The organism is Microbacterium sp. lyk4-40-TSB-66, assembly GCF_030209475.1.
GTDB lineage: Bacteria > Actinomycetota > Actinomycetes > Actinomycetales > Microbacteriaceae > Microbacterium.
In genome coordinates, this window is record NZ_JARVRW010000012.1 from 15,903 (window position 1) to 32,680 (window position 16,778).

Annotated in this window: 16 protein-coding genes and 1 tRNA gene; 9 read left to right on the forward strand and 8 right to left on the reverse strand. The window is 70.3% G+C overall.

Annotation, left to right across the window (positions count from 1 at the left end; all coding sequences use genetic code 11):
• The first annotated feature begins 51 nt into the window (after positions 1–51).
• The 7 genes from QRO03_RS14460 (at position 52) to QRO03_RS14490 (ending at position 7,119) form a co-directional block, all read left to right on the forward strand.
• A complete protein-coding gene (locus QRO03_RS14460) occupies positions 52–747 on the forward strand; it encodes a FadR/GntR family transcriptional regulator (protein WP_285138180.1) in 696 nt (231 codons plus the stop codon).
• A 48-nt stretch (positions 748–795) separates the two neighbouring features.
• Positions 796–1,308 carry a gluconokinase gene (locus QRO03_RS14465; RefSeq protein ID WP_285138181.1) on the forward strand — a complete coding sequence of 171 codons (513 nt, stop codon included), beginning with the start codon at positions 796–798 and terminating at the stop codon, positions 1,306–1,308.
• Between the two features lie 88 nt (positions 1,309–1,396).
• A complete protein-coding gene (gene gnd, locus QRO03_RS14470; RefSeq protein WP_285138182.1) occupies positions 1,397–3,001 on the forward strand; it encodes an NADP-dependent phosphogluconate dehydrogenase in 1,605 nt (534 codons plus the stop codon).
• 50 nt (positions 3,002–3,051) lie between these two features.
• On the forward strand, positions 3,052–3,477 hold the full coding sequence (locus tag QRO03_RS14475; protein ID WP_285138183.1) for a VanZ family protein: 426 nt from the start codon (positions 3,052–3,054) through the stop codon (positions 3,475–3,477).
• A 4-nt stretch (positions 3,478–3,481) separates the two neighbouring features.
• The gene (locus QRO03_RS14480) at positions 3,482–4,216 is read left to right on the forward strand and encodes a response regulator transcription factor (RefSeq protein ID WP_183420194.1); all 735 of its coding nucleotides are present in this window, start codon (positions 3,482–3,484) and stop codon (positions 4,214–4,216) included.
• A 53-nt stretch (positions 4,217–4,269) separates the two neighbouring features.
• Complete coding sequence (locus tag QRO03_RS14485; RefSeq protein ID WP_350224136.1) at positions 4,270–5,754, forward strand: sensor histidine kinase; 1,485 nt, start codon at positions 4,270–4,272, stop codon at positions 5,752–5,754.
• A 987-nt stretch (positions 5,755–6,741) separates the two neighbouring features.
• Entirely contained in the window at positions 6,742–7,119 is a 378-nt protein-coding gene (locus QRO03_RS14490; RefSeq protein WP_285138185.1) for a VOC family protein, read from the forward strand.
• A 73-nt stretch (positions 7,120–7,192) separates the two neighbouring features.
• Here the strand turns inward: QRO03_RS14490 and QRO03_RS14495 are convergent, their stop codons facing one another.
• From QRO03_RS14495 to QRO03_RS14525, 7 genes are all read right to left on the reverse strand, one after another.
• Entirely contained in the window at positions 7,193–7,792 is a 600-nt protein-coding gene (locus QRO03_RS14495; RefSeq protein ID WP_285138188.1) for a hypothetical protein, read from the reverse strand.
• A gap of 43 nt (positions 7,793–7,835) precedes the next feature.
• Positions 7,836–9,389: an FAD-dependent oxidoreductase gene (locus QRO03_RS14500; protein WP_285138189.1), complete on the reverse strand. Its 1,554-nt coding sequence runs from the start codon at positions 9,387–9,389 to the stop codon at positions 7,836–7,838.
• Positions 9,386–10,264: an FAD:protein FMN transferase gene (locus tag QRO03_RS14505; RefSeq protein ID WP_285138191.1), complete on the reverse strand. Its 879-nt coding sequence runs from the start codon at positions 10,262–10,264 to the stop codon at positions 9,386–9,388. Before QRO03_RS14505 ends, QRO03_RS14500 begins: the two co-directional genes overlap by 4 nt.
• Before the next feature lie 5 nt (positions 10,265–10,269).
• Positions 10,270–10,770, reverse strand: coding sequence for an FMN-binding protein (locus QRO03_RS14510; protein ID WP_285138192.1), 501 nt, complete (start codon positions 10,768–10,770; stop codon positions 10,270–10,272).
• A 345-nt stretch (positions 10,771–11,115) separates the two neighbouring features.
• Entirely contained in the window at positions 11,116–12,150 is a 1,035-nt protein-coding gene (locus tag QRO03_RS14515; protein ID WP_285138194.1) for a ribose-phosphate diphosphokinase, read from the reverse strand.
• Complete coding sequence (glmU, locus tag QRO03_RS14520) at positions 12,140–13,588, reverse strand: bifunctional UDP-N-acetylglucosamine diphosphorylase/glucosamine-1-phosphate N-acetyltransferase GlmU (protein ID WP_285138195.1); 1,449 nt, start codon at positions 13,586–13,588, stop codon at positions 12,140–12,142. Before glmU ends, QRO03_RS14515 begins: the two co-directional genes overlap by 11 nt.
• A 1-nt stretch (position 13,589) precedes the next feature.
• Positions 13,590–13,661: transfer RNA gene (locus QRO03_RS14525), tRNA-Gln, on the reverse strand.
• An 84-nt stretch (positions 13,662–13,745) separates the two neighbouring features.
• On the opposite strand from QRO03_RS14525, the gene QRO03_RS14530 reads away from it, so the two are divergent.
• Both QRO03_RS14530 and QRO03_RS14535 read left to right on the forward strand, forming a co-directional pair.
• Entirely contained in the window at positions 13,746–14,243 is a 498-nt protein-coding gene (locus QRO03_RS14530; RefSeq protein WP_285138196.1) for a MarR family winged helix-turn-helix transcriptional regulator, read from the forward strand.
• Positions 14,240–14,752 carry a hypothetical protein gene (locus tag QRO03_RS14535; protein WP_285138198.1) on the forward strand — a complete coding sequence of 171 codons (513 nt, stop codon included), beginning with the start codon at positions 14,240–14,242 and terminating at the stop codon, positions 14,750–14,752. Before QRO03_RS14530 ends, QRO03_RS14535 begins: the two co-directional genes overlap by 4 nt.
• 168 nt (positions 14,753–14,920) lie before the next feature.
• On the opposite strand, the gene QRO03_RS14540 is transcribed toward QRO03_RS14535, so the two are convergent.
• Positions 14,921–16,714 (reverse strand): ABC-F family ATP-binding cassette domain-containing protein, encoded by a 1,794-nt coding sequence (locus QRO03_RS14540; protein WP_285138201.1) that lies wholly within the window; start codon positions 16,712–16,714, stop codon positions 14,921–14,923.
• Positions 16,715–16,778: the final 64 nt, after the last annotated feature.

Below are 16,778 nucleotides of genomic sequence, written 5' to 3' on the forward strand. Positions count from 1 at the left end.
ATCATATTTTTGACAAGATATGGTCGTACCTAATGCACCTAAGGAGGGGTCATGGCGCGAGCGTCGCATGGCTCGGTGGTGGATGCCATCGGCATGCGCATCGTCGACGGCGACCTCGCCACCGGACGCGTCCTGACCCTCGCCGACCTCGAATCCGAGTACGCCGTGTCCCGCACCGTGGTGCGCGAGGCAGTTCGGGTGCTCGAGGCGATGGGTATGCTCGCTCAGCGCCGCCGCGTGGGGATCACGGTGCGTCCCCCCGCCGACTGGAGCGCGCTGGACACCCGCATCATCGGGTGGCAGCTCGCCGGCCGCGGCCGCGATCAGTTGATCGTGAACACGACGGAGCTTCGCGCGGCCATCGAACCGGTGGCGGCGCGCCTCAGTGCCCGCCGCGCCACCGACCTGCAGCGCGGCGAGATCCTCCGCCTCGCGGACGAGCTCGCGCGCCTCGGCGCAGCCGGCCTCGGCAACTCCCCCGAGTACCTCGCGGCCGACATCGCCTTCCACGACCTGATCCTGCTCTCCAGCGGCAACCTCATGCTCGCCGCCGCTCGAGCGCCCATCGCCGCCGCGATCGAGGGTCGCGCGATGCACGGGCTCACTCCCGGCATCCCGAACCCCGACGCGCTCGACAACCACATCGAGACGGCTGCCGCCATCGGACGCGCCGACGCCGACGCCGCCGAGGAGCACACGCGCCGATACGTCGCCGCGGTGCTCACCGAGGTACGCCGCACCATCTGACCGCCCCTCGGGCCGTCAGGCCCGAGCCCTTCGACGAAGAGAGAGCCCATGGCCACCCCCGCACCCGTCCTCGTGTTCATGGGACCCGCCGGCACCGGCAAGTCCACCGTCGCCGGAATGCTCGCCGGCCGCCTCGGCTGGGACTTCCAGGAGGGCGACGACCTGCACCCCGAGGCCAACGTCGCCAAGATGGCGTCCGGGCACGCGCTGAACGACGACGACCGCTGGCCGTGGCTCGATCGGGTCGCGGAGTGGATCGACGGCCGGATCGCGTCGGGGCGGCCCGGCGTCATCACGTGCTCAGCCCTCAAGCACACTTACCGTGACGTGCTGCGCCGGGAGGACGTGACCTTCGTGCTGCTGATGGGCGACCCCGCACTCGTGCTCGAGCGGCTCCTGCGCCGCCAGGGGCACTACATGCCGCCGTCGCTGCTCACCTCGCAGTTCGACACCCTCGAGATGCCGGATGCCGACGAGCAGGCCATCCGCATCGACCTCGACCTGACCCCCCAGGAGCAGGTGCAGGAGGTCGTCGACCGCCTGCATCTCCTCCCCGCCTGAAACACGTCGGAGCCGAGCCGATACAGTGGATCGGCAACCCCACGTGCGCCCGAACCCCTTCCTCGCAGCCTTTTTACGGAGCAAACGAATGACGTCGACCCCCTCCCCGACCGGACCCTCGACCGACCAGGACCAGGCCCCTCACCAGGCCGCTCAGGTGCATGAAGGCGCCCCCGACATCGCAGACGTCGAGCGTCCCACCGCCGAGGCCGACTCCCGCCCCGAGGGCGAGGGCGACGGCCGCGCCAACATCGGCGTCGTGGGTCTCGCCGTCATGGGCTCGAACCTGGCGCGAAACCTCGCCAGCCGCGAGGGCAACACCGTCGCGGTGTTCAACCGCAGCGCCGACAAGACCGAGCACGTGCTCGAGGCACACCCCGAGGCGAACTTCGTCGCCTCCTTCTCGTACGAGGACTTCGCCGCGTCGCTCGCGAAGCCGCGCACCGCGATCATCATGGTCAAGGCCGGCCGCCCCACCGATTTCGTCATCGACGAGCTGGTGAAGGTGTTCGAACCCGGCGACATCATCGTGGACGGCGGGAACGCCCTGTTCACCGACACCATCCGCCGCGAGAAGGCCGTGCGCGACACGGGCATCAACTTCGTCGGCATGGGCGTCTCGGGCGGTGAGGAGGGAGCGCTCCTCGGTCCCTCGATCATGCCCGGCGGCTCCGACGAGGCATGGGCCACCCTGGGCCCGATCCTGAAGTCGATCGCCGCGGTCGCCGAGGGCGAGCCGTGCGTCACGCACGTCGGCCACGACGGCGCGGGTCACTTCGTCAAGATGGTGCACAACGGCATCGAGTACGCCGACATGCAGCTGATCGCCGAGGCCTACGACCTGATCCGTCAGGCGACGGGCAAGACGCCCGCCGAGATCGCCGACGTGTTCGCCGAATGGAACCGCGGCGAGCTGGAGTCGTACCTGATCGAGATCACGGCCGAGGTGCTGCGCCAGGTGGACGCCGAGACCGGCAAGCCCCTCGTCGACGTCATCCTCGACCAGGCCGGCGCCAAGGGCACGGGCGCCTGGACGGTGCAGACCGCGCTCGACCTGGGCGTTCCCGTCTCGGGCATCGCCGAGGCCACCTTCGCGCGCTCGCTGTCGAGCCACCCCGAGCAGCGCGAGGTGTCGCGCGAGCTCCCCGGCCCCGACCAGACGCTCGGCGGCGAGAACCTCACCGGCGAGGATGCCGACAGCTTCATCGAGCAGGTGCGTCTCGCGCTGTACGCCTCGAAGATCGTCGCGTACAGCCAGGGTTTCGACGAGATCCGCGCCGGCGCCGCCCAGTACGACTGGAAGATCGACCTGGGTGCGGTGTCGAAGATCTTCCGCGGCGGCTGCATCATCCGCGCGCAGTTCCTCAACCGCATCGCCGAGGCCTACGACGCGGACCCGACGCTCCCGGTGCTGCTGACGGCGCCGTACTTCGTCGAGGCCCTCGGCCGCGCCCAGGACTCGTGGCGCGACATCGTCGGGCTCGCCGCGTCCGCCGGCATCCCCGCCCCCGCGTTCAGCTCGTCGCTGGCGTACTACGACGGCCTGCGCGCCGAGCGTCTGCCGGCCGCCCTCATCCAGGGGCAGCGCGACTTCTTCGGCGCCCACACCTACCGTCGCATCGACAAAGAGGGCACGTTCCACACCCTCTGGTCGGGCGACCGCACCGAGATCGAGGCCGAGGACACCCACTGACCCGGCTGGTCACGAAGCGGCGACGGGCACTGCTCGTCGCCGCTTCGGCGTTGTACGCGGCGGCCGTGTGGTGGATGACGCTGCGCCCCACGATCGTCGACCCCGAGGTCGAGGGCGCCCTCCGACGCCTGGTCCGCGAGCTGCAGTCCGCCCCCGGGATGGGATGGGTCAGCTACGACGGCGTGGAGTTCACCGCCAACGTCGCCCTGTTCGCGCCCCTGGGGCTCCTGGTCATCGCGTGGCGCGGACGATGGTGGTACGGCATCCTCGGCGGGCTGGCGCTGAGCGCCGGGATCGAGACGTGGCAGCTGTTTATGCTCCCCGCTCGCGTCGCCGACGTGCGCGACGTCGTCGCGAACACCCTCGGCGCAGCCCTCGGGGTGGGTGCCGCGGTGGTGTTCAGCCGATGGCTGACGCGCTCACAGGAAGCCCATAACCCACGCCATAGAAAGGTCATAGATTCCCCCTCACAATGAGTGCATGACCGCGACCGCCGCCGCCCCCGCCTTCACCCGCCCTGACGGGAGCGCGCTGCGCGTGCTCGTCGTCGATGACGAGCAGATGCTCACCGACCTGCTGTCGATGGCGCTGCGCATGGAGGGGTGGGAGGTCAAGACCGCAGGATCGGGCTTCGACGCTCTGCAGTCGGCTCGCGACTTCGAACCGGATGCCATGGTGCTCGACATCATGATGCCCGACCTCGACGGCATGGCGGTGCTCCAGCGTCTGCGCCACTCGGGCAACGACGTCCCCGTCCTCTTCCTCACCGCGAAGGACGCCGTGGCCGACCGCGTCGCCGGCCTCACCGCCGGCGGCGACGACTACGTCACCAAGCCCTTCAGCCTCGAAGAGGTCGTCGCCCGGCTCCGCGGCCTCATGCGCCGCGCGGGGACGGCACTCACCCGCGACTCCGAACCGATCCTCCGCGTGGGAGACCTGTCGCTGAACGAGGACAGCCATGAGGTGGTCCGCGGCGGCAAGGAGATCGAACTGACGGCGACCGAATTCGAGCTGCTGCGCTTCCTCATGCGCAACCAGCGGCGCGTGGTCTCGAAGGCGCAGATCCTCGACCGCGTCTGGAACTACGACTTCGGCGGTCGCTCCAGCGTCGTCGAGCTGTACATCTCTTACCTCCGCAAGAAGATCGATGCGGGGCACGAGCCGCTCATCCACACCGTGCGCGGCGTCGGCTACATGATCAAAGCCCCTCAGTGAGTCTTCCGCCCCGGCCCGCTCCCCCGCTCCCGGATGAGCCGCCGCGCGAGAGCGTGATCACTCGACTGCGCCACCCGTGGACCCTGCAGGCGCGGCTGATGACCGCGGTGATCGGCATGGTCGCCTTCATCCTCGTGATGATCGGCATCTCCACCAGCGCGATCCTCAGCCAGGTGCTGGTGGTCAACCTCGAGGCATCCGTGAATGAGACGGCCTCGTCGATCCAGCCTCGTGCCGCGTTCTCGTCCAGCGCCGAGAACGTGCTCGAATCCACCCGATTCCTCGACGGCACCCTCCTGGTGATGAACTCCCCGTCGAGCGGCTTCACCGGCGCCGTCGTCGATGCCGACGGCCCTCGCGCGCTCACCGATGACGACCTCGGTCAGATCACTCAGACGCTTCAGGCGACCGAGTTCACGACCAAGACGGTCAACCTCCCCAACCTCGGCGAATACCTGGTGCGCACCTACGCCGCCCCCGGCGGTGGCGCGTTCCTCGTCGGCCTCCCCCTCTCGAACGTCACCGGCACCATCGGCGCGATCCTTACCACCGTCGCCCTCGTCACCGCGGGCGGACTGCTGCTGCTCGCCGTGATCATCGCGATCGTCATCCGGCTGGGGCTGCGCCCCCTGCGCGCCGTCGCCGAGACCGCCACACGCGTCGCCTCCATGCGCATGGAGGAGGGCGACGTGTCGATCACCGAGCGCGTGCCCGCCGACCAGGTCGACGCGCACACCGAGATCGGGCAGGTGGGCACGGCGCTCAACACCCTCCTCGACCGGGTCGACGCCTCGCTCGGCGCCCGGCAGCGCAACGAGGAGCTGATGCGCCGGTTCGTGGCGGATGCCAGTCACGAACTGCGCACGCCCCTGGCATCCATCCGCGGATTCAGCGAACTGTCGCTCCGGGCCATGCGGCAGGCGCAGGACGACGAGAGCCGTCAGCGCGTCGCCCTGGCGGTCGAGACCACGGAGCAGTCGCTCGAGCGCATCCAGGCGCAGTCGGTGCGCATGACCCGCCTCGTCGAGGACCTGCTGCTGCTGGCCCGCCTCGACGAGGGTCAGGAGCTGGTGTACGGCTCGGTCGACCTGACGCGTCTCGCGGTGGAGGCCGTGGGCGACGCCCGCCCCGCCGGGCCCGAACACGCGTGGACGATCGACGTCCCCGACCGACCCGTCGAGCTCGCCGGTGACGCCTCGCGCCTGCACCAGGTCGTCGCCAACCTGCTCGCCAACGCCCGGACGCACACCCCGGCCGGTAGCGAGATCGCCGTCTCCGTCGCACACGAGGGCGACCACGCGGTCCTGCGCGTGCACGACAACGGTCCTGGCATCGACCCCTCGGTCGCCTCGCAGCTCTTCGAACGTTTCGCGCGGGCGGACCGCTCGCGCGATCGCAAGACCGGCGGCACGGGGCTCGGACTCTCCATCGCCCGCGCCATCGTCGACGCGCATCACGGCACCATCTCGGTCCGCAGCACGCCCGGCGACACGACGTTCGAGGTGCGGCTGCCCGCCAAGCCGGCGGATCCGGCGTAAGGCGGATCTCCCACGCAACGCCCTGAAGGGACCGACGGCGCTATGCGTCCGCGGTCTCTTCTTCCGGAGGATGCTCTTCTCGATAAGCTTTGCGTTGCCTGGGAACCCGGGTCCTTCTCGCGGACGTCGAGATGAAGTATTCGGAGGTATGTGTGCCGGTTCGTGCACGCGATTGCGGTGCTTTCGCCGTCGCCATCTTCGCCGTGGTCATCGCGACCGCCGTTCCGGCGCACGCTGACGAGATCCCTTCACCGGAACCGACCGTCGAGGTGATCGACCAGCCGGCGCTGCCCGCAGGCCCCATACCTTCCATCGAGCCGTCGGTGCCGGAAGGGACTTTCGACCCCGCTCCGACGGAGCCCGTTCCGACTGCGGTGCCGACCGTGGCTCCCCCGGCCCCCGTGGGCACATCCTTCGAGTCGACCCGGCCCGACGGCACCAGCGTCGAACTCTTCCGTTCAGGGGACGCGACGACGACGTATCGCGGGACCGGCAATGGGGTGCCCCAAGACACTGCCCCCGCCCCTCAGGCGGTCGAGCCGGAGGGGCAACCCACGGAGGTCGCCCCCGTATCGCCCACCCCCGCCACCGCCTCACCCACCCCCGGAACGGCGACCGCATCGCCCTCCCCCGATGTGGCACGGGGAGATTCGGCGGGGCCGGGAGCGGCAGTGCGGTCGACGTCTGCGCCGAGGACACCCGCTCCCCCTCTGCCCTTCCTGATCCTCGGGATGGTGGTCCTCGTCGGCGGACTGTTGATCGTGAGATATCGCGGTCCCGTGTACGAAGCCGCGATGGCGACACGGAGAGGGCCGGTGACGGGAGGTGCCGGCGAACGCGCGGGGGGCCTTCAGGGGGCGTTCCGGCTCGGTGTCGCGGGTGCGGTCGTCGCGCTCATGGGAATCATCATGAACGGTCATGCGGCGTGGCAGCTCTGGAGCTCCCTCTCGTCATGACGGGCGCATTCGCGCAGGAACGGGGTCTCGCATGGACATGAAGCTCGAACTCATCCCTCTCCCGGTCACCGACGTCGACCGGAGCAAGGCGTTCTACGTCGACGCCGTCGGGTTCGGTCTCGACCACGACGTCGAGCCGGGCAACGGGATGCGGATCGTGCAGCTCACTCCCCCGGGATCCGCGTGCTCCATCGCCTTCGGCGTCGGCATGACACGCCGCGATGCCGCGCCCGTCCACGGCATCCATCTCGTCGTCGACGACATCGCGGCCGTCCGCGAGACGCTCCGATCGAGAGGCGTCGACGTCGGGGAGATCCGCGACCTGGGTGGGGTCGCCTACGCGACGTTCAGCGACCCCGACGGCAACATGTGGGAACTGCAATCGCTCCGCGGGCTGAACGCACGCTGAGGCGGGGCGGCGGCGAAGATGCCCGGCGACGTCGCCCGCTGAACCCTCGCTGAGCGGTTCCGCCGACGCCGGCTCAGCCCCAGAGCGGCTTCACCGACGCGGCCAGCGCCCGCAGCTGCCCGCCGTCGACGATCACCCGGGACTCCCCGATACCGAATGCGGGCCACTGCAGGACGAGCTCGAGGGGGCCCTCGGGCGGGAGGGGCCAGAGCCACAGGCCGTCATGCATCGTGGAGCTCTCGCCGCCACCGGTGCCGCCACCGCCCGTCACGCGCACGGTGTGCCCCTCGGCCGTCTCCGCACCGGGCATCCCGAACCGTCCGTCGGCGAAGAGGCGCGTTCCGTCACCGAGGACGAGTCCCCACCTCAGTCGATCGCTGCCGTTCATCGCCGGGCCCCAGTGGCCGGAGAAGTCCATCTGAGCCAACTGCCACTCGCGGGGGTCACGGCCACCCCGACGCAGGTGCCGATCGATCAGCAGCTCCGCGCCGTCCGAATAGACCCGAACGCCGGTCAGCGCGACGACGACGTCGTCGCCGCGGCCGATGACCTCGGACACAGCGAACAACGCGGGAAGCTCGTCGCGCGGCGGCTCGAACGACGGCGTGCGCTCGTCCACGTGATCGAAAGCGGTCTGGTCGTCGTCGGGTGCGTCATCGGGGAAGAAGTCCATGCCCCCACTCTTCCGACCAGCCCTCCCGGCCGCCACCCCGGGTTCAATACCCCGCGAATGCGTCGGTCGTGAGCGACTTGGCCTTGCCCAGGGCGGGGGCGAGGGCCGCGATCAACCGCGGCGGCCCCGAGACGTACGCCGCGCGCTGCGCGATGTCGGGGACCGCGCGCACCAGCCCCTCGGCATCCACCCGATCGGGTCCCGCCCACGTCCAGCCGGCGGGCAGGTCGATCGGCTCATCGCGCGAGTACACCACGACGGGGATGCCGCTGGCGGCGATGTCGTCGCGGAACGCGAGCTCCGCCGCCTCCGACACCACGTAGACCAGCACGACGTCGCGGTCCTGACCGGAGGCGACGAGGTGGCGCAGCTGCGAGACGAACGGCGTCACGCCGATACCGGCCGCCACCAGCAGCACGGGCGCCGTCGGGCGGGACGGCAGCACGAAGTCGCCCCACACGCCGGTGACGGCGAGGGTCGATCCCGACTCGACGGCGGCCAGCGCCTTCTTGTACGACGACTGCGATCCGTCCTTGAACGCGATCCGCACCTCGGGGAGGTCTTCCGGTGCCGACGCGATCGAGAACTCCCGCCGCGTGCCGCGCGCGTCGGGGCGCCGGTGCGGCACGTCGAGCTCGAGGTATTGCCCGGGGTGGAACGAGAACGGCCGGGCGGCGTGGAACGTCAGCTCGCGCACGGTGGGCGTGAGCTCGCGTCGCCGTTCGACCCGCAGGCGCACGGCCGCCCGCAGGCACAGCAGGAACGCCAGCACGTTGCCGATCAGCAGGGCTCGCTCCTGGCCGAGCGTGATGTCGCCCACGGGCACCGGCCAGCCGGCGAGGACGCCGACGACGATCGCGACGAGGTACTGCTGCGTGCGGCGCGGGGGCAGGGTGAGGGGCTCCGACAGCATGAAGGCACCGAGGAAGAGGAAGGGCGACGAGAACGCCACCTGCAACAGCACGGCGGGCACGTCGACGGGGAAACCCGCCGCCTGGAACTGGACCGTCGTGCGCGTGAACGCCACGACCATCGCCACGGCCCAGAACACCGCCACGATCGGCAGTTTGTCGGTGCGCAGGAGCAGCAGCACGCCGAGCACCAGCACGGGGGCGGCGAGCCACGGTGAGCCCACCCACCACGCGGAGGAGCCCAGGTCGGGCGCCCAGATGCTCACGATGGTCAGCACGCTCGCGCCGGTCGCGGCGGGGTTGAAGATGTGGCGCCCGCGCCAGACGAGCAGGTATTTCGACGCGGATGCCACGACTCCCGCGAGAACGAGACCCGCGAGCCCCAGCGGCTCGATCGACGGACGCAGCACGAAGAGCAGGATCAGGGCCGTGATGAGCGAGGACTCGAGCCGTCGCGGCATCCGGAGCACGCTCTGGGCGACGAGGTCGGTCGCAGCGCACGCGAAAGCGAGCACCACCGCGCTGACGACGAGCTCGAGCGGGGCGGGCACGACGAGACCGGCGAACGACAGCACGAGGGCGATCACCGCGAGCAACCCGAGCGACGAGAGCACCAGGCGGTACATCGAGACCCGGCCGATCAGTCCGAGCACGCGGGTCGAACCCGCGGTGAGGGTGACGCTCATGAGAAAACCTCTCCACTGAATCCGGGCGACCACTCCACGCGGCCGTCGGTACGCATGCGCACCCAGTGCGCGTTCCAGGATGCCGCGAGCTCCGGGCCACCGTCGAAGAACAGCGCCGTCGCGAGCGCGTCGGCCCGCATGGCCGTGTCGGACAGGGCCCAGGTGGCGGCGAACGCGCGCACCGGCGCGCCGGTGCGCGCGTCGAGGACGTGATGCAGGCCGTCGCCCCACGCGCGGCGGTTGATGGCCGACGCGCACAGCGCGCCGTCGGTCACGGTGACCACTCCGATGGCGAGGGTGGGATCGTACGGGTGCTCCAGCGCGACGCGCACCCCCGCGCCGCGCGCGGCGAGGTCGCCCGAGGCGTCGACGACGACATCACCGTCGACGTGCGCGCGCACCACGTCGAGCACGAGGTCGACGAGGCGCCCCTTGCCCAGCGCACCGACGTCGATGATCGACGGGGTCGAGACGCTCAGACGTCCCTCGCCCCACGCGAGCGTGTCACGCCAGGACGGGGCCGGCTGCGCGACGCCCGACGGCGTGAGCGTCAGCCGCGCGTCGTAGCCCAGGCGGGCCAGCGCGTCGCCGACCAGCGGGTTCACGGCGCCCGCGGTCGCGGCGTCGAGTTCGTCGTAGAGCGAGAGCATGGCATCCGTGTCGGGCGGTGCGGGGACGGATGCCGCTCGGCCGTGCGCGAGCGACGACACCATCGAGTCGGCGCGGAATCGCGACCACTCCCGGTCGAAGCGCTCGACGAGCGCCGCGACCTCGTCGCGGGCGATCGACGACAGCGGCTCGGCCGTGTCGATCGCCCACGACGTGCCGATCGCGTCGAAGGCCCACGTCGAGCCCGTCGCGGTCGGAGGGGTCATGATCGTCAGGCCTTGGCCTCGGTCTTGATGGTCTCGACGGCGTTGTTGAAGCCGCCGCTGGTCAGCGACGAACCGGCCACCTTGCTCACCGAGATCTCGTCGAGCTTCTTGCCGACGACCTCGCCGGCGATGCCACCGATGAACTCGCTCTGGTAGCGCCGCGACTCGGCCGCCTGCGGGTCACCCGTCACCGTCACGTCGGTGATGGTGTCGCCCGCGAGGGTGAGGGTGACGTCGACGGTCTCGACGCTCTCGGGGGTGGCGTACTGGCCGGTGGCCTCGTAGGTGCCGTCGGCGTAGGTGCCCGACGTCGCGGCGCTGCCCGTGGCGGCGCTCTCACTGGGCGCCGAGGTCGCCGCGGGGGCCGCGGTCGTCTCGACCGGTGCGGGAGCGGCGGCGTCGCTCGTCGTCCCACCGGCGCAGCCGGCCAGGGTGACGATGCCGGCGACTCCCAGCAGTGCGGTGCCGATGCGGACGGGACGGGGTACGGCTGTGGTGCGGATCATGAGGGTCCTCCTTCGGTCGTGCCGAGCTCGTTCGTTCGTGCTCACGGTAGGGACACGACCTTGACGGCAGCCCGGTTCATTCTTTTGCGCCGGCTGTGAGCGGCCGATGCGAAACGGGCCTCGTCGCCCGCATCGACCTGCCCCACGGCGAAGCTCCCCGTCGCACTCCGGCCCGCCATCGCGAAGGATGTCCCTGAGCGTGTCGAAGGGACCGGTGACGTCGACGAACTCAGCCACCTTCACCCGAGACGGGACCGGGAGACGACGCAGGCTCGGACGGCCCCGCCGAGACGGATTCAGCCGCCTCCCGGAACGGAAGGCGGCTGAGCCGGAAGGGACGGACGCCTACGCGTCGCCGCCGAACATGCTCGTGACCGAGCCGTCCTCGAAGACCTCGTGGATCGCACGGGCCAGCAGCGGGGCGATCGGCAGCACCGTCAGTCGCTCGAAGCGGCGCTCGGCGGGTAGCGGAACGGTGTCGGTGACCACGACCTCGTCGATCGCGGCATCCTGGAGCCGTTCGGTGGCCGGGTCGCTGAAGATCGCGTGGGTCGCGGCGACGATGACCTTGCGCGCACCGCTCGCCTTGAGCGCCTGAGCGGCTTTCTGGATCGTGCCGCCCGTGTCGATCATGTCGTCGACGAGGAGGCAGGTGCGCCCCTTCACGTCACCGACGATCTCGTGCACCGAGACCTGGTTGGCGACCTTGGGGTCGCGGCGCTTGTGGATGATCGCCAGCGGCGCTCCGAGGCTGTCGGACCAGGTGTCGGCGACGCGGACGCGACCCATATCGGGCGAGACGACCGTCAGGGTCTCGCGGTCTTCTCCGGTGAGCTTCTGCTCGAAGTGCTCGAGCAGCACGGGCTTGGCGAAGAGGTGGTCGACGGGACCGTCGAAGAAGCCCTGGATCTGCGCGGCGTGCAGGTCGACGCTCATGATGCGGTCGGCGCCGGCGGTCTTGAGCAGGTCGGCGACCAGGCGGGCGCTGATGGGCTCGCGACCGCGGCCCTTCTTGTCTTGACGCGAGTACGGGTAGTACGGCGCGACGACGGTGATGCGCTTGGCCGAGGCGCGTTTGAGCGCGTCGAGCATGATGAGCAGCTCCATCAGCCACTCGTTCACCGGCGGACCGAACGACTGGATGACGAAGACGTCGCAGCCGCGGATCGACACCTCGAAACGGGTGTAGATCTCACCCGATGCGAAGGTGCGGTGCTCGGTGGGGGCGAGTTCGGTACCCAGATGGTGGGCGACCTGCGCGGCGACATCGGGGTGAGAACGCCCCGAGGCGACGACGAGGCGCTTCTTCGTCTTGGCGACCAGCCCGGGGGCGATGCCGTTGTCGCGGTCGAGATCTACACGATTCTTCTTACGAGCCATCGGCCGCTTCCTGTTCAGCCCGAGCCCGCGCTGCCACGTCGGCTGCTGCGGTGCCCGGTCGGTTCTTCTCGACCCACCCCTCGATGTTGCGCTGGGGTGCCACGCTGAGTGCCAGTGCACCGGCCGGAACGTCCTTGCGGATGACCGCGCCGGCGCCCGTTTTGGCGCCGTCCCCAATCGTAACCGGCGCGACGAAGACGTTGTGCGAACCGCTGTGCACCTCGTCGCCGATCACCGTGCGGTGCTTGGCGATGTCGTCGTAATTGGCGGTGATTGCTCCGGCGCCCAGGTTCACGCCCCGGCCGATGTCGGTGTCGCCGATGTACGACAGGTGCGGGACCTTGCTGCCCTCGCCGATCGAGGAGTTCTTGACCTCGACGAACGTGCCGACCTTCCCCTTGACGCCCACCCGCGCGTTGGCGCGGAGATACGCGAACGGTCCGACGGTGGCGCCCGCCTCGACCACCGCGAGGGTGCCGTCGGTCCGGGTGACGGTGGCACCTTCGCCGATCTCGCAATCGACCAGGCTCGTGTCGGGGCCGACGGTGGCGCCCGAGGCGATGACCGTCGCACCGCGCACGTGGGTGTTGGGCAGGATCGTGACGTCGGGCGCGAGGGTCGCGGTCGTGTCGATCCAGGTGGTGGCGGGGTCGACCACGGTGACGCCCTCGAGCTGCCACCGGCGCACCGTGCGCGCGTTGAGCGTGCGACCGGCCTCGGACAGCTGCACGCGGTCGTTCACGCCCAGTGCGGCGGACGCGTCGGAGGTGACGGATGCCGCCACCCCGAGCTGCGCGTCACGCAGCAGGCCGATCACGTCGGTCAGGTACTTCTCGCCCTGCGCGTTCTCGGTGCCCACGAGCGCGAGCTGCGTGCGCAGCGGCGAGGACCGGAAGACGTAGACGCCGACATTGATCTCGGTGACGGCGGCCTCGTCGGCGCTGGCGTCCTTCTGCTCGACGACGCGGCGGACGCCGTCGGTGTCGTCGCGCAGGATGCGGCCGTAGCCGAACGGCTGGTCGACCCGCGCGCTCAGCAGCGTCACGGCCGTGCCGCCCGTGCGGTGCGTCGCGAGCAATTCGGTGAGCGTGCCGGTCTCGAGCAGCGGCACGTCGGCGCTGAGCACGAGCACGTCGCCCTCGAAACCCTCGAGGGCCCCGAGGGCGGCCTCGACCGCGCGGCCCGTTCCGGGCACCTCGTCCTGATCGACGACGATCACCCCGGGAGCCAGCTCGGCCACCGTCTCGGCGACGAGCTCGCGCTCGTGCCGCACGACCACGACGATGCGGGCAGGGTCCAGGGATGCCGCGGTGTCGAGCACGTGGCCGACCAACGGCCTGCCGCCCACCGGGTGCAGCACCTTGGGCAGGCGCGAGCGCATGCGGGTGCCCTGACCCGCAGCGAGGACGACGACGGCGAGCTCGGTGGTGGAAGTCATGCTCCGCCGCCAGGATTCGAACCTGGACCTAACAGCTCCAAAGGCTGTCGTGCTGCCGTTACACCACGGCGGACCGTGCCCGCGGGCACCGGTCAAGTCTGCCAGACGGCGCGCCCCCGCACCCGCGTCACGGCACCCGGGCCGCCATAATGAGACGGTGAACGGGGACAGCGACGAGGTCGACCGCATCGTCGATGCGTGGGTCCGCCAGCGCCCCGACCTCGATTTCTCGCCCCTCGAGGTGCTGTCTCGCGTCGCGCGATTGTCGCGGCACCTCGACATCGCCCGCAAAGAGGCGTTCCGTCGCAGCGACATCGAGTCGTGGGAGTGGGACGTGCTGTCGGCGCTGCGGCGGGCCGGCGAGCCCTACCAGCTGAGCCCCAAGCAGCTGCTGCAGCAGACCCTCGTCTCCAGCGGCACCATGACCAATCGCATCGACCGTCTCGTCGCCCGACGGTTCGTGCGGCGCAAGGCCGACCCGGGTGACGGACGGAGCATTCTGGTGACCTTGACCGAAGACGGCCGCGTTCGCGTGGATGCCGCCATCACCCGCCTCGTCGACGCCGAGGCCCTGCTGCTCGAGGGCCTTTCGCGCGGCGATCGCGACCGACTGGCGACCCTTCTGCGCAAGCTCAGCCTGGGGTTCGACGCGTGAGCACCGAGGTCGGCTCGCCGTCGCGGTGGGACGGTGTGCGCGCCTGGTTCGACGTGCGCTTCCGCTCCCCCGCCGCCATCTACGGCCTGATCGTCTTCGCCGCGTTCGTCACGATCGCCGACGACCACGCCGAGACGGTGGGCGAGGTGCTGCTGAGCGCCTCCAGCTCGCTCGTGGTCTTCTTCATCGCCCACGTGTTCGCGCACACCCTCACCCAGCACGCGGAGCACGGACTCCGCCACGCCACCGCCGACGGCATCCGTCATGGCGCCGGCATGCTCTACGCATCGGTGCCGTCGGTGCTCGCGCTCGTCTTCGCCGACGCCGCCGGCATGTCGGTCGACGACGCCGCCGAGCTCTGCGGATGGGTGACCTTCGTCGTCCTGGGCGTGCTGGGCTATTTCGCCTACGCCCGTCGCAAGGCGCACCTCGTGATGCGCATCGTCGGGGCCTTCTCCACGGCCTGCCTCGGCCTGTTCATCGTCGTGCTGGAGTACGCGGTGCACTGAGGCGTGGTCGCGCCGCCTCCGCGTCCGGGTCCGCGTCCGGGTCCGGTCCGGGTCCGCGTCCGGGTCCGGGTCCGGGAAGGAGATTCCGGGAGCGGAGGATGGATGCCGGGCACCCGGCCCTCCGTTCCCGGAATCTCCTCCGTTCCTCGGCGGGTCACAGGCGCGGGCTCAGCCGATCGCCTCGGTCAACTCGAACCACTGCATCTCGAGATCGTCGCGCTCGGCCTCGAGCGTCGAGATCCGCTGCATCTCTTTGCCGAGGCCGACGTAGTCCGCCTGATCGTGCTCGGCGAGCGCCGCCTTGGCCCTGTCGATCTGCTGCTGCAGCTTCTCGATGCGCCGCTCGGTGGCCGACGCCTCCTTCTGCGCCGCGCGCAGCTCCGCGCCCTGCAGGCCGGGAGCTCGCGGGGCGCTTCCGGATGCCGCGGGACGGGAGGGCTCGGCATCCTGGATCGCCCGCAGGCGCAGGTACTCGTCGACGCCGCCCGGGAGGTGGCGGAGACGTGCGTCGAGGATCGCGTACTGCTGGTCGGTGACGCGCTCGAGGAAGTAGCGGTCATGCGAGACGACGATGAGGGTGCCCGACCACGAGTCGAGCAGGTCTTCCATCGCGGCGAGCATGTCGGTGTCGAGGTCGTTGGTCGGCTCGTCGAGGATGAGCACGTTCGGCTGGTCGAGGATCACGAGCAGGAGCTGCAGGCGCCGCTTCTGACCACCCGAGAGATCTTTCACGGGGGTCGAGAGCTGGGCGCTCGAGAAGCCGAGACGCTCCAGCAACTGACCGGGGGTGAGCTCCTGCGACTTGGATCCGGCGCCGAAGGCGTACGTGGTGCGAAGGCCGGCGATCACCACGCGCACGGGGTCGTCCATGTGCTGTTCGAGTTCGTCGAGGCGCTGGGTGAGGGTGGCGACCTTGACGGTCTTGCCCCGCTTCACGCGTCCGCTCGTGGGTTCGAGGGAGCCGGTCACGAGGTTCAGCAGCGTCGACTTGCCCGCGCCGTTGACGCCCAGGATGCCGGTGCGCTCGCCCGGCGCGATCCGCCATTCGATGTCCTTCAGCACCGTGTGATCTCCGTAGGTCACACCGGCGTCGAGCAGATCGACCACGTCCTTGCCCAGGCGCGCGACGGCGAGGGACTGCAGGGCGACCTTGTCGCGGATCTCGGGCACGTCGGCGATGAGCTCGTTCGCCGCGTCGATGCGGAACTTCGGCTTCGATGTGCGTGCGGGTGCTCCCCGGCGCAGCCAGGCCAGCTCTTTGCGCGCGAGGTTCTGCCGACGTTGTTCGATGGATGCCGCCTGACGGTCGCGCTCGACACGCTGCAGGATGTACGCGGCGTAACCCCCCTCGAAGGGTTCGACCGTGCGGTCGTGCACCTCCCAGGTGGCGGTGCAGATCTCGTCGAGGAACCACCGGTCGTGGGTGACGACGAGCAGGCCGCCCGCGCTCGGCGCCCATCTCTTCTTCAGATGCGCGGCGAGCCACGTGATGGCTTCGACGTCGAGGTGGTTGGTGGGCTCGTCGAGGAACAGCACGTCCCAGTCGCCCGAGAGGAGCTTCGCCAGCGCGACCCGGCGGCGCTGACCACCCGACAGGTCGCCGAGGCGCGCATCCCACGGCAGGTCGCCGAGGAGTCCGGCGATCACGTCGCGCGTGCGGGCGTCTCCCGCCCACTCGTGCTCGGCCCGGTCGCCGACGACCGCGTGGCCGATCGTCTCGTCGTCGTCGAGGGTGTCCTGCTGGTCGAGAACGCCGACGGTCACTCCGCCGCGCACCGTCACGCGACCGCCGTCGGGTTCGCGGATGCCCGCGAGCATGCCGAGCAGGCTCGACTTGCCGTCGCCGTTTCGACCGACGATGCCGATCCGGTCACCCTCGTCGACCCCCAGGGAGACGGCGTCGAAGACGACCTTGGTCGGGTATTCCAGGTGCAGGGCTTCGCCCCCGAGCAGATGTGCCATATCCGTCCCAGGCTACGCGGTGCCCGGGGCGCCGGCATCCGCCCGCCTCGCTCGTGCGAAGCGC